Raw genomic sequence first — 13,676 nt, 5'->3', positions numbered from 1 at the left:
TGTATTTACTTATATTTTACATAATAATGTTAAAATATAGGAAACAACTCCACAATAGTATTAATATAAAATATTATACCACTTATACTGATGAGTTTAAATATAAAATTGACCAATGTTCATTATGAAAAAAAATTACATCCAAAGGGTAAACGTCGACTCGTCGACTTACACTGAGGTGTAATTTTTTCCAATATTAAATCTTAAATTTTTGTACCATTTCAGTAAGTTTTTGAGCTAATTCTGCTTGACCTTGTGCAGCCAATGCTATCTCATTTGTAGCTCTTGTGCTCTCATTAACACTTTCTTTAATTAAGTCCACTCTTTCATTTGAGTTTTGAGCTATTGTGTCCATGTTTTGAATTGCCTTACTCACATCTCCTATTGTAGAAGCTACATTTTGTGACATAGATGAAATTTCTTCTGACATTTTACTTACGAAATCAGAATCATTATAATATTGATGTCCTGCTTCACCATATGCATCAAATTGTTCTTGTATATCATCATGAATGAATTTAAGTATATCTGTGCCAGTATTAATACTTATTTTAAATGCTTTATTAACTTCAATAATTGTATCTTGTATCCCAGTTACTGCTAATGATGATTGTTCTGCAAGCTTTCTAACTTCTTCTGCAACAACTGCAAAACCTTTTCCAGCTTCTCCAGCTCTAGCTGCTTCTATTGCTGCATTTAATGCAAGTAAATTAGTTTGACTTGCTATATTAGATATTGTATCTGCCATATCTCTTATATTATCAACTACTTTACCATCTTCAATAGCTCTCATCATTCTCTTTTCTTTTTCACTGTATAACTTTTCAGTATTTTCAATAGCTATTTTACTATTATTTTGAACTACTAAAGCTTTTTCCTTAAATTTATTAGCATTATTACTTCCTTGTACTGCTTTAGAAGAAAGCTGAGTAATACTTAAATCTACTTCTTCTATAGCTGAAGTCACTTCTTGTGATGTTGCACTCGTTTCATGCATTCCATTTGCAATCTCATTTACAGCTTCATTTATATGCATTGCATTTGCTGATAACTCCTCAACTGTAGCTGAAAGTTCTTCACTAGCTGAACTTATATCTTGAGAATCATCCATTATATTTTTCACTAATTCTCTTATATTTTCTTGCATTTTATTTAAAGCATTAGCAGCTTTTCCAAATTCATTAGTTGTTCCAATATCAAGTGGTGTTGAAAAATCATATAGAGCTAACTTTTCTGCAAAATTTATCATTTTGTTTAATAACTTAGATATAATAAGTGATGAACTTAATGCAAGTGTAATTGCAATTAAAATTGATATTATAATTATAACATCAATAAATAATTTAGCTTTAATAAAAGTATCTTTATTATTCTCATTAGCTGTTTTAGCGATATTCTGATTTATCTCTACAAGTTCATTAAGACTTTTAGTCATTTCCTGTTGTATAGGTTGTATGTCTAAATATTTTTTTTCAGCACCTTCAAAGTTACCCTCATAAATATAACTAACCAGACTTTCTCTCTCTATCCTATATTTTTCTAAATATTGTTTAAAATTATTAAATGCTTGTCTTTCTTTATCTGAAATATTTAATTCTTCATATTCTTTTATGTATGTAGTATTTTCTTTAACTTTTTGAGTTATTTCTATTTTAGCATTTTCAAACATATTTTCATGATCTTCGTGCATTTCAAGCAATATTTTCCCATTTATTGTTTCTAAATTTGCTTTTATCGATAAGATTTTTTGCATAGCTTGTAAATTTACATTATATATTTCCTTTACATTATTATTTATGTTTATTAATGCTTCTCTTCCAACGCTACCAATTAATATTACAATCATTGCCATAAATAAAAATGATCCTATTAATTTAGTTTTTACTTTTAAATTTTTATAAAAGTCCATTTCACTCTTCCTCTCTAATTTTGTCTTTTATTAATTTCTATATTATATATAAAAATTAATTATTTAATCACTATCTATTTCGTAAAAAACTTTAAATTCTTTATATAGATATTAACACCTTAATTCAGTAACTATTTTTACACAAAAAAAAGGATGAGATAAACCCATCCTTTTTATTTAAAATAATTATCTATTTGATAATTATCTGATCCAAGCTCCGTTAGCTCCTAAAACATAACCATTAACAGTTGTGCTTGAAAGCATTTTTCCTGAACCATCTAAGTAGTACCAAGTTCCGTTATCATTTAACCAACCAGTTTGCATTGATCCTGATGCATTTAAATAATACCAAGTTCCGTTGTCATTTAACCAACCAGTCTTCATAGCTCCTGATCCTTGCATAAAGTACCAAGTACCATTAACATTTTGCCATCCAGTTTGCATTGCTCCTGATGCATTAGTATAGTACCAAGTTCCGTTATCATTGATCCAACCAGTTTTCATAGCTCCTCTACTTCCATCTGAAATTGGATTTAAGAAGTACCAAGTACCATTAACGTTTTGCCATCCAGTTAACATAGCTCCTGATGCATTAGTGTAGAACCAAGTTCCATTATCATTAATCCAACCGATAGCTTTAGTTCCGTCTTCTTTTACGAATGTCCAGCTTCCATCTTCAGCTTGTACCCATCCTTGAGAATCTTCAGTTTCACCTGAGTCTTCTTTGTTTCCAACTATTGAGTAAACTTCATCTTTTTCATTCCAAACAACCATGTTGCCTTTGTTGTAAACTGACATTTGATTCATTGATCCGTCTACTTTGTAAACTTTAGTCCATTCATCAACATTATCAAATTTATAAACAAATCCACCATCTAATAACCACATGTTACCATCAACGTCGATATCAAAAGCTGTTCCTTCTTCTTTATCTTTTACGTCTTTGATTTCAGTGTAAGTATATCCTCTTTCAGTAGAGAATTTAACAGTTTTAGCTTCAACAGTTACTTTTCCATTAGTTTCAGTTGTTTTGTAAGCTACTAATTTTCCACCAACAACGTTGAATGACATATCAGCTAATTCTGTAGTTGCATCAGCACCTTTTTCATCTGTTACAGCATAGTTAGATACTGTTTTAGCATATTTAGCTCCATCTATAGTATCAGAAGCTTGAGCTTTTGATATTTTTTGGATAACTTTGAATTCTACTTTACCATCTTCTGCAGTTACATCAACATTATTGATTTTTGCTACTGTATCAGTTCCAGCACTTATTTCTATAGTTGCTGTTCTGTAGATGTTGTTAGAGTCTTGTCCAATTACTTCTGCGTCAGTAATTTTAGCAGATACTTTTTGTCCATCTGTAATTGATTTTTCAGTATCTTCAGTATTGTTTAAAGTAACTGATTTTGTACTTGATCCAGTTGTAACTTCAACTTTAATTTTTCCTAAGTTGTAGTCAGCATCTATATAATTTCCTTTAATGTCTGTGTAAACATTGTTTCCATCATAGTTAACGCCATACCAAGCATCAGTGAATTTTGCACCTTCAAGCAAAGTGAAATCTTCAACTGATTTTAAATCACCATGTTCAGTTGTATATCTGTCATCAGCTTTATCCTTAATTTGTTTTCTTAAAGATACTGCTAAATCGTCTAAATTGTTTTCTGCTAAATCTTCATCTATAACTTTACCAGTTTCTAAATTGATGTAGTAATCTCCACCATCAACTGAAAGATATTTATCAGCATATATTCCATCAACATCTACTCCAGTGTCAATGTTATCTAATTCTGAATACTTTCCATCATTTAAGTAGTAAGCAGCATCAGTATCTCCATCTTTAACATTACCATCAACAAAGAATTTTCCATCTTTAAATGCTACTGCATTATAAATTGTACCATCTTTTGATTCTATTCTTTGGTAGTCAGCAGCGCTAACCCCTGTTGGAACTATTGAAGCTACAGCAGTTGCAGCAACTAAAAGAGCTGTTAATTTGTTCATTCTTTTTATCATATTCATTTCTCTCCTTGTTCTTTTATCCTTTGTAATACTTAAACTTTATAAAAGCTTTATCTTTTGTAAGCACGGCTTTGCTGTATAAAAAACGCTCATAAATATTACATAAGTTATTCAAGTCATTTATACATTTGTTTTTTATACCTCACTCGCCATGGATTTATTTTAACATTTTTCGACTTGCTTGGAAATAGTTTTTGTTTTATTTATTACTAGATTATATTTCCTTGAAAAGAATTTAAAACTATTGTATATTACAAAAACCATTTTTTCTTACAAAATTTTATATATATTCATTTTAATGAGACTAAAACCTTGTATTTTTTCATTTTTATTCTTCTTATTCCTATAATTACATATAGCTCTTAGTATGGTGACAGTCACCAATATAACATGGTTCCTGTCACCAGCTTGGTTATTTCAGAGTAAATTGACAGTCACTTTCTCATATTAGCGATTGTCACTAGTTTATTCATCTAATTTCATAATTTTATCAATTGTTACTATTACAATTTTTGCGCAAAAAAAATGCCATAAGCAAAGCTCATAGCATTTTTTTTGGTGACAGTGACCAACTAGTCCAAATTAATTTAATGAACCATCTTGTCCTAAGTTATACCACTTACCATCTAAGAAGATGAATCCTGTTTTCATTTTTCCTGATGAATCAAAGTAATAATCTTTACTATTTATTCTTTGCCAGCCTGTCTTCATTACACCGCTATTATTTAAATAGTAATAATTCTTTCCATCATATAGCCAGCCTTTTTTCATTGTTCCATCATCATTTAAATAGTACCAATTTAAATCATAATATTGCCAGCCTCTTCTCATAGTACCGTTGTCTAATAAGAAATACCAGTTGCCTTTATGTTGTTTCCAACCTGTTTCTAACATTCCATTAGGTCCAAACATGTACCACTCTTTATCATAATATCCCCAGCCAGAATTCTTCATTTTACCATCACCTTGAAGATAGTACCAATATCCATTATCTTTGAACCAAGCAGTTTTCATTGTACCGTCTCCATTTAGATAGTACCACTCACCACTTTCATTAAACCAGCCGTTTTTCTCCATATATCCATTGATATTTACAAAATACCATTGATTATCATATTTAACCCATCTATTTTTAGCTTGGTTACCTAGTGCATCATAGAATGTCCAATCATCACCTGATAATACCCATTCATTAACAGCTTCAATTCTATCTCTAATTACACTAACTCTATATAAAGTAGTAGTTTTCTTATCTTCTGCTACAACTTCAATGTTAATAAGATTTGCACCTATCTTTAAATCAATATAATCAGATTCTTGTGCACTTGCATATTCCTTGCCATTTACCTTTATAGTTGCTTTATCATTTTGAGCTTTAAATACAATTTTAGTTCTTCCTACAGCCCTGTCCACTTTTACAGTATAAAGATATGTTTCTGGATCAAATTTTGGTGATAAAGTTCCTTCTGTACTCTTAAGATTTGAAAGTTTCACATTATCTTTTCCATATCTTCTTGTAATAACTATATCATAAGTACTAGTATCACCTTTAGCATCAGTAACTTTTATTTCTATTTCGTTAGAGCCTTCATCCAAACTAATATAACCTGTAGTTCCTCCACTTACAACAGTTTTGCCATTAACTTTAATAGTTGATGTGGCATATTCAGCTGCTGGAGTAACAGTTACAGCAGTTACTTTATTTTCAACCGTAGCTGTGTAATCAAAGGTTTGTTTATTAAATGATGGTGAAAGCGATGCTGAATTTATTTTTAAAGATTTTAAGTAAGAACTTCTTGGTGCTTCAGTTCTAGTAACCTCTAAATTATAAACTCCAACTTCTCCATCTTTTGTAGTTACTCTAATAGTTATATCATTCTTTCCTTCTTTTAATGATATAGGTTGACTATTAGCTCCACTAGTTACAAGAACACCATTTATTCTTATAGTAGATGAATTATCTGCTGCTGTTGGTTTTAATATAACCTTATCTGTTGCTGTTGGAACAGTAGCTGTATAATCTGTAGTTTCTGGATTAAATGTAGGTGATAATGTTACACCTGTTAAAGACTTTAATTTAGCACTGCCTTTTTTAGCAATTACAAGTTTAAATGTCTTAGTACGTCCATTAACTGTTCTACTAATAAGTATTTCATTTTCTCCACCTAACAACTTAAATGTACCTGTCTTACCATCCATAGTAATTTTAACACCTGAAGTTATGGCCTTACCATTTTCATCTACAATACTAACTTTAGCTGTATCTACATCATCACCTAAGCCCGAGATATAGTAATCATCACCATCAGAATTATAGTCTAAATCAAGAGTCATTGATCCGCCACTACCAGATGCAACTATCATGATTTTGTTAAATTTAAAAGTATCAGCATTTTCTTCTTTAAATTTAAAAGTAACATTATAAGATTTAACTTCCTGAGTCCCTAAATCTTTTACTTTAATAGTAGCATTAAAATCATTATATTTAGTTACAGCTATTTTATAGCTTGTAACCCCATTAGTTGTTGAACTTGCAATTTTTACACCACTTGAACTAGAGGTGACCCCTTCTAATTTGTAATATGACGTATCACTTGATTTTATATTAATAGTTGATACTGACATATCAATTTCATCTGTATAATAAGCATTTGAAGAACTCTTATTAACATCTAAATTAGCTCCACCCGCTTCTACAACAAATCCTAAATTCAATTCCACTGCACTTGCAGATTTAATATTACCAAGTTGAATTCCTGTTATCATAACTGTCAATATTAACAATTGTGAAATAACTCTTTTAAAATTAATTTTCATCATTTATTTTATTGCTAAATGAACATTAACTTTAGCAATTTCCTCCTCCCTTTTTCTTAGTAAATTAAGCTTTTATCCTACATTAATTATCGTTTAAGCCTATATAAACTTTACATAAGCAATTATAACAATTATAGCCATTTTTTTAAACACAAAAATCCAATTATTACTTAATAATTAATTTTTTTTACAAATAATCGGTTATTTTTATCACACCAACATATATCTTTTGTGTAAATCAAATCAAATGCTAGGTTTTAAAAAAATATAAGGAGGAATGCTTTCATGGCTATAACAAAATTAGTAACAGGTTGTTCACTTGGTATTGAAGTACAAAAGGGGGTTGATAAATTAGGTGATCCAATCTATACAAAAAAGACATTTTCAAATGTTAATCCATCAATAGGTGCTGACGATTACTTTGAAGTTGCTAGTGCAATAGAAAAAGTACTTGATGCTGATTGTAGAAACTATATCATAAATGATTCATCAAAATTAATGAATGAATAAAACTCAAACTAAAAAACCTTACTTTATTGCCACGCATGAAAATATAATAAATTACAATACAATACTTTTTAAATATCTATGTAATTTATTGTAGAAAATATTAAAATTAATAATCTTTAGGAGGAATTAAAATGGAATATATTTTATCAATGACTTTTATAAATTCTACTGGTTCTAAAACAAATATAAATATAACTAATGTTAAAAATGATTTAACTGATGAGAGTGTAAAAGCTTTAATGCAGTTAATAATTGATAAAAACTTCTTTTTAACAAGCAAAGGATCTTTTGTTAGTATTGAAAATGCCCAATTAACTCAAAAGGAAGTTAAAAAGTATACAGTTAAATAAAATTTAATTAACAATATATCAAATATTATATATAAAAAAACACCTACACATTTTGCCTTACAATATAAAATTAAATAGTAACTAAAATAAGCTGTGTCATTAAAGGCACAGCTTATTTATTTTATATATTTTAGTTAAGGCTTACTTATTCCGTCAAATTTGCTAATGCACATATCAACATTACCCTAAAATATAATCATTTTATTCAATTACTGTTAATAATCGTGCTGATTGTTTAAGATTATGTTAATTATCTATAAATAATATAATTTTTCTCTAAATATTTTACTTTTATTGGTTTTTTTACAAGTCAAAACATATATATTATGTAAACAGACAATTTATTACTTATATTACAAAATTAAAACCATATTAAATGTAAGTAATAATCAATTTTGAAAGGGGATAGGGGAAAATGGACTATAAGCACATAGAAGAACTAGTTTATTTAGCGAAATTAGGTGATTATGAAGCCAAAGAAAAACTAGCAGAGGAATTCAAGCCTATGATATTAAACATTTCTAAGAAAACTTTTACAGATGGTTATGATTTTTATGATATAAAAAATGAATGTTATGCTATTCTTTTTAAATGCATTTCTTATTATACACAATCTAGACATAGATTTGTTGCATATGCCACAAATGCTATTAAAAACGAAATAAATGACTTATCAAATAAAAATAAAAAAAGAAGTAGTGCTGAAGGATCTGACGCTTTAACTCTAAGTGACAATCTAGAATATGTATTACGTTCTAATGAACCAACTCCAGATGAAATTTTATATAAAAATGATGAAATAAATAACTTAAAATTAGCTTTAAGTAAGTTAGATGATGATGAAAAAGATTTAATAGACTTTATACTAATACAAAATAATCCTTTAATAAGATATTCAGAAATAACTAAAATTCCATACACTACCTTACAGCGTAAAAAGAAAAAAACACTCAATAAACTGAGCCAATATTTAAATTAGTATAAATATTGTGTATTATGCTAACGTACACAATATATATATATGAAGGAGATTAATTATATGGATATTAATGAATTAGTTAATTTAATTGGTAATGTTGGCTTTCCTGTGGCAGTGAGCAGTTATCTATTAATAAGACTAGAAAAACAAATACATGAACTTAATCTATCTATAAATAAATTAAATACAATAGTATCAACAAAACTTGGGTTACCCCAGGGGTAAAAAAAGCATAGGATGCATCCTATGCTTTTTAGGTCCTGTAAATAATTTTGTGTTTATATAAACATTTTAATAATAGGCTGTGTTTTAGCAGAGTGTTGATATATGCATAAGTAAAGCTGGACAGGTAATTGAACTTAAGAATACTAAAATGAGTATAGTCCCATTTTAGCTTGCTCCAAATATAAAATTTAGACAAGCAGTAAATGTGACAATACTCATTAAGTGTTCTAAAAGTTCAATTACAATGCCACTTTTACCTATTGCATATATCAACACGCATTTAAAACAGAGCCTAATAATATTCTATTCTACTAATTGCCCACTAGCATCGAAGTTATAATTCACTTCATTTATTGTCTTTTGTCCTTTTTGCATTGTTCCATCAGTATTTAAATAGTATTTTGTCTTTCCTTCTTGTAACCAACCTGTTCTCATAGCTCCATCGGCATTTGAGTAGTACCAGTTATCTCCTACTTTATACCAACCAACTAACATTGTTCCATCAGTATTTAAGTAATACCAGAATCCATTTATTTTAGTCCAACCAGTTACCATTGAACCATCATAATTTAAGTAATACCATTTATTGTTATTTTGTAGCCAATTTGTTTTCATATATCCATTATCATCAAGGTAATACCACTTATTTTTACTAGTATCATTGAACCACTTGTTCTTTAAAGCTAGTCCACTTTCATCATAATATTGCCAGTTTCCATTTGACGTTTTAACCCATTTATTCTTAGCAGCACTTACATTATTATTTGATGAATTACTATTATTATTTCCACCACCTGGAGTTACAGTTCCACCTGGTGTTACTGTACCTGGATTATTATTGCTATTATTATCATTTGATGAAGACACTGTTCCTCTTGTTATGTTTAAAGTATATATTCTTTGTTCATTATCATCATTTGTCACTTTAACTTCTATTACATTTTTCTTGTTTAAAGTTAAATCAACAGTCTTTTGATTTTTAGAGCTTACTTTACTATTATTTACTTTAACAATGTAATCATCATCATCTGGTTCAGCTTCAATTTTAATTGAATCTATTGAAGATGCTACTTTTATATCATATGAAGTAACTTTTTTATTAAAATCGAATTCAACATCTCCATCATTTAAAATTAAATCATCCAAATATACAGGATCTTGCTTATTATCCTCTTTACCTGAATTGCTTGAATTTGAACTTGAAGAATCTCTTCCACCTCTATATACATTTAATGTATATATATTTTCATTATCATCTTCATCTGTAACTTCAATTTCAATAACATTTTTACCTTTTTTTAAATCTACACTTTCCTTGTATCCATTGCTATCTTTTACTTTTGTACCATCTATTCTTACTGTATAATCTTTATCTGATGGTTTGGCTTTAATTTCTATTTCATCAACTGATGAATTTACATCTACGTCATAGCTTGTCTTAGTCTTAGAAAAAGATATTTTACCATAGTCTAAAGAAATACTAGATAAATATACACTACTATTGCTTGAAGAACCTGAAGAAGTTCTTTCTACATGAATTTCATATTCATCTGAAACATCATTCTTTACATTATTTTTATCAAAACGTCCTTCTTTATAAGTTCTTACATATAAAGTAGTAGTTCCTTTTCCAAGCTCTATTTCTTCATCTGATTCAAATGCACTTGATTTCTTATTATTATCTGTGAAGATATAAGTTACATAATTAGAATCTGTATCACAACTTATATTAACGCTTTTTAACGAAGTCTTAGCATAATATTCGCTTCTACTAGTTTTAAATTCTGTACTTGTATCATACTCTTCATCTCTATACAACTTAAGTTCATTTGATGTATCAGTTTTATTTAATATCAAATTGCTTATATGGCTACTTGCAGCATATGCTTCTGTAGTAAATAAGTTCATATATTTTGTTGGTTGTATTGTTGAAAATGCACTAATTGTAAGTGCAATTGCAATAATTCTTTTTAATCTTTTATTCATAATTCTTCCTCCTATTGCATATATACTATTATTTTACCATTTTAAGCTATAAAATGCATTACATATCCCCTTAATTTTTTATTATGTTTTTCTAAATGTGTTGATATATGCATACATGAAACGAACTTAGGAATACTAAAAATGAGTATAGTCCCATTTTAGCTTGTTCCTAATGTAAAATTAAGACAAGCGGTAAATGTGACAATACTCATTAAGTATTCTCAAAGCTCAATTGCAATGTTGCTTCACATATTGCATATATAAACATATGTTAAAATATATCATTTTTATTTTATCTCTTATAGTTACCAATAGAATTCATACAAAATAAACATTTTACTAAAATATACTATCAATAAAATGCTATGTTTTTAAGATAGTGTTAATATTATCGTATAAGGGCGAACTGGCATTGGAATTTGCTTTTTAGAACTCTTAATGAAGATTTGTACAATTAATTGCTTGTCAACAATCTTTGATTGGAGCATGCATTAATTGGACTAAGCTTTATTTTTAGAGTTGTTAAAGTAAATTCCTCTGTCCATGAGATTTATACTATAATATCAACACTCACTTAAAATATAGCGATAAAAATAAAGGACTTCCAAAAGGAAGTCCTTTAATATTGAAAGCTTAAATTATTTAACCCAAGCTCCATTAGCTCCTAAAACATAACCATTAACAGTTGTGTTAGCTAACATTTTTCCTGATCCATCAGTGAAGTACCAAGTACCATTGTCATTGATCCAACCAGTTTGCATAGCACCATTTCCTGCTAAGTAGTACCAAGTACCATTGTCGTTCATCCATCCAGTCATCATAGCGCCTGAACCATTACAGAAGTACCAAGTTCCGTTATCATTAACCCATCCAGTTTGCATAACGCCAGCTGCATTACAGAAGTACCAATTAGCTCCATCTTGGAACCAACCAGTTGCTTTAGTGTTGTCAGCTTTAACGAATGTCCAAGTTCCATCAGCAGCTTGGTTCCATCCAGCTTTAACTTCTTCAGTCTTGTCTTCGTCTTCTTTTTCTTCTTTAGCTCCGATTACTGAATAAACTTCATCATCTTCATTCCAAGTAACCATGTTATCTTTGTTGTAAACTGAAAGTTGATCCATTGATCCGTCTACTTTGTAAACTTTATCCCAGTCATCTTCGTTATCCCATTTGTAAACAAATCCACCGTCTAATCTCCAAAGGTTACCATCAACATCTACATCTACAGCAGCTTTATCGTCAGCATCCTCACTAATTTTAATACCTTCACCAGTTGTTTCTGACTCACAATCAGTATAGTACCATCCTGATTTTGTTTTTAATGTTGCAGTTTGTGCATCTATTTCATCATTACTATTAATTCTATAAACAACTATTTTTCCATTTGCTATAGTCGCTTTAACATTTTTTTCTCCAGCTTTAATATTAGTTAAATACTTATCAAAAGCTTCTACATCTTTATTATCTTTGTCACCCTTATCATTACTTATTACATAAGTATTAACAGTTTTAGCATATTTAGCTCCATCTACTGTATCAGAAGCTTGTTCTTTAGATATTTTTTGAATTACGTTTAAATCTACTGAACGTCCATTAAATTCTTCTTTTCCATTGATTTCTGTTATAACAGCGGTATTTCCTTGTTTAGGTGTAGCTTCAACTGTTACTGTAGCTAATCTATAGATGAACTTAGAATCTTGTCCTAATATTGGACCTGCTACTACTGAAGCTGAAACTTTAGCATCATTTTTATTATTCTTATACTCTTTATCAGTATTTTCTATAGTTACTGATGAAGATGTAGTAGTTTTTCCGTCTATTGCTTTTGTTTCTGCAACTTTAACTTTAATAGATCCTAAATTATAATCAGCATCAATGTAGTTACCTTTTACATCAGTATAAATATTTAATTCCTTACCTTCAGTCTCAGCGTCTAATTTATTTGTATATTTGCTAGTTTTATACTTAGCTTTAAACCAGCTTTCTCCAAATTTATTTCCTTCTTCAATTAATTCTACTGCTGGTTCCTTATCATCTTCATCGTATCTGTCATCAGCTTTATCTTTTATCTTTTTCTTTAATGCTGCTGCTGCATCATCTGCATCATCTTCAGCAAGATCTTCATCACTAACTTTACCATTTGTTAAGTCAACAAAGTAATCTCCATCTTCAACATTTACATACTTTTCTCCATATATTGAAATTTCTGAATTTGAATCAACATCTTTTAATTCATCGAATTTTCCGCTTGCTAAATAGTAAGCAGCTTCATCTTTATCATTTACTTCTCCATCAAGATAAAATTGTCCATCTTTAAATGCTACTGCATGATAAACCTTTCCATCCTCTGAAGATATTCTCTTAACGTCTGCTGCATTAGCTCCAGTAGCTGGAACTAATGAAACTACTGCTGCGGCAGCTACTAATAAAGCTGTCATTTTGTTTGCTCTGTTAAACATAATTTCTTTCCCTCCTAATTTTAAAATCATTATAAATTATACCATCACAACATATTAATGTAAAGTTAGATATAAAATACCATGATATATTACCTTTTTAATTTAATTGGATTTTTATAGTTAAAAACCCACTTTTATCATTATACCAAAAACCTTGTTCCTGTCAATTCATTTTTTGGTATATAATTATCATATTAGAAAATTATCTATATATACTATCTTTTTTCTATATGTGTATTATTATCCCATTAATCTTTTCGTTATACAATACAATAGCATTTTCTAATTTAGGGCCTTTTTTGAGAAAATAAATTAAAATTTAAAAATATTTATTATTTTTCCATTTTATGGACCCAAGGGGTAATCGAGTAGGAGCTAAATAATTATTTTATTTAGCGTCCTCTCACACCACCGTA

9 protein-coding genes are annotated in these 13,676 nt (G+C 28.9%); 4 read left to right on the top strand and 5 right to left on the bottom strand.

The annotated features are described in order from the left end of the window. Nucleotides 1-196 precede the first annotated feature (196 nt). The 3 genes from RYM86_RS14040 to RYM86_RS14030 all read right to left on the bottom strand — a co-directional run bounded on the left by RYM86_RS14040 (nucleotide 197) and on the right by RYM86_RS14030 (nucleotide 6,751). Nucleotides 197-1,909 (bottom strand): methyl-accepting chemotaxis protein, encoded by a 1,713-nt coding sequence (locus tag RYM86_RS14040; protein ID WP_315081253.1) that lies wholly within the window; start codon nucleotides 1,907-1,909, stop codon nucleotides 197-199. A gap of 201 nt (nucleotides 1,910-2,110) precedes the next feature. Continuing rightward, complete coding sequence (locus tag RYM86_RS14035) at nucleotides 2,111-3,928, bottom strand: N-acetylmuramoyl-L-alanine amidase family protein (protein WP_315081252.1); 1,818 nt, start codon at nucleotides 3,926-3,928, stop codon at nucleotides 2,111-2,113. Between the two features lie 588 nt (nucleotides 3,929-4,516). Beyond that, entirely contained in the window at nucleotides 4,517-6,751 is a 2,235-nt protein-coding gene (locus RYM86_RS14030) for a cadherin-like beta sandwich domain-containing protein (protein WP_399547820.1), read from the bottom strand. 285 nt (nucleotides 6,752-7,036) lie between these two features. Here RYM86_RS14030 and RYM86_RS14025 point away from each other — a divergent pair, with 285 nt between their 5' ends. The 4 genes from RYM86_RS14025 to RYM86_RS14010 all read left to right on the top strand — a co-directional run bounded on the left by RYM86_RS14025 (nucleotide 7,037) and on the right by RYM86_RS14010 (nucleotide 8,815). Further along, nucleotides 7,037-7,261: a DUF1659 domain-containing protein gene (locus tag RYM86_RS14025; RefSeq protein ID WP_315081249.1), complete on the top strand. Its 225-nt coding sequence runs from the start codon at nucleotides 7,037-7,039 to the stop codon at nucleotides 7,259-7,261. A 131-nt stretch (nucleotides 7,262-7,392) separates the two neighbouring features. Then, a complete protein-coding gene (locus tag RYM86_RS14020; protein WP_315081247.1) occupies nucleotides 7,393-7,611 on the top strand; it encodes a DUF2922 domain-containing protein in 219 nt (72 codons plus the stop codon). Between the two features lie 415 nt (nucleotides 7,612-8,026). Further along, nucleotides 8,027-8,590 carry a sigma-70 family RNA polymerase sigma factor gene (locus tag RYM86_RS14015; RefSeq protein WP_315081246.1) on the top strand — a complete coding sequence of 188 codons (564 nt, stop codon included), beginning with the start codon at nucleotides 8,027-8,029 and terminating at the stop codon, nucleotides 8,588-8,590. 60 nt (nucleotides 8,591-8,650) lie between these two features. After that, nucleotides 8,651-8,815: a YvrJ family protein gene (locus RYM86_RS14010; protein WP_315081245.1), complete on the top strand. Its 165-nt coding sequence runs from the start codon at nucleotides 8,651-8,653 to the stop codon at nucleotides 8,813-8,815. A 303-nt stretch (nucleotides 8,816-9,118) separates the two neighbouring features. On the opposite strand, the gene RYM86_RS14005 is transcribed toward RYM86_RS14010, so the two are convergent. Both RYM86_RS14005 and RYM86_RS14000 read right to left on the bottom strand, forming a co-directional pair. Then, nucleotides 9,119-10,801: a cadherin-like beta sandwich domain-containing protein gene (locus tag RYM86_RS14005; RefSeq protein WP_315081244.1), complete on the bottom strand. Its 1,683-nt coding sequence runs from the start codon at nucleotides 10,799-10,801 to the stop codon at nucleotides 9,119-9,121. A gap of 638 nt (nucleotides 10,802-11,439) precedes the next feature. Next, the gene (locus tag RYM86_RS14000; RefSeq protein ID WP_315081243.1) at nucleotides 11,440-13,260 is read right to left on the bottom strand and encodes an N-acetylmuramoyl-L-alanine amidase family protein; all 1,821 of its coding nucleotides are present in this window, start codon (nucleotides 13,258-13,260) and stop codon (nucleotides 11,440-11,442) included. Nucleotides 13,261-13,676: the final 416 nt, after the last annotated feature.

Source organism: uncultured Clostridium sp. (assembly GCF_963527835.1).
GTDB lineage: Bacteria > Bacillota > Clostridia > Clostridiales > Clostridiaceae > Clostridium.
Note: the sequence above shows the minus strand (reverse complement) of the source record. Positions and strands in the feature narration are given on the sequence as shown.

Excerpts from the sequence above, each read along its gene's own strand:
- RYM86_RS14040 (WP_315081253.1), bottom strand. The coding sequence starts at position 1,909 with ATGGACTTTTATAAAAATTTAAAAGTAAAAACTAAATTAATAGGATCA.
- RYM86_RS14035 (WP_315081252.1), bottom strand. The coding sequence starts at position 3,928 with ATGATAAAAAGAATGAACAAATTAACAGCTCTTTTAGTTGCTGCAACT.
- RYM86_RS14030 (WP_399547820.1), bottom strand. The coding sequence starts at position 6,751 with ATGAAAATTAATTTTAAAAGAGTTATTTCACAATTGTTAATATTGACA.
- RYM86_RS14025 (WP_315081249.1), top strand. The coding sequence starts at position 7,037 with ATGGCTATAACAAAATTAGTAACAGGTTGTTCACTTGGTATTGAAGTA.
- RYM86_RS14020 (WP_315081247.1), top strand. The coding sequence starts at position 7,393 with ATGGAATATATTTTATCAATGACTTTTATAAATTCTACTGGTTCTAAA.
- RYM86_RS14015 (WP_315081246.1), top strand. The coding sequence starts at position 8,027 with ATGGACTATAAGCACATAGAAGAACTAGTTTATTTAGCGAAATTAGGT.
- RYM86_RS14010 (WP_315081245.1), top strand. The coding sequence starts at position 8,651 with ATGGATATTAATGAATTAGTTAATTTAATTGGTAATGTTGGCTTTCCT.
- RYM86_RS14005 (WP_315081244.1), bottom strand. The coding sequence starts at position 10,801 with ATGAATAAAAGATTAAAAAGAATTATTGCAATTGCACTTACAATTAGT.
- RYM86_RS14000 (WP_315081243.1), bottom strand. The coding sequence starts at position 13,260 with ATGTTTAACAGAGCAAACAAAATGACAGCTTTATTAGTAGCTGCCGCA.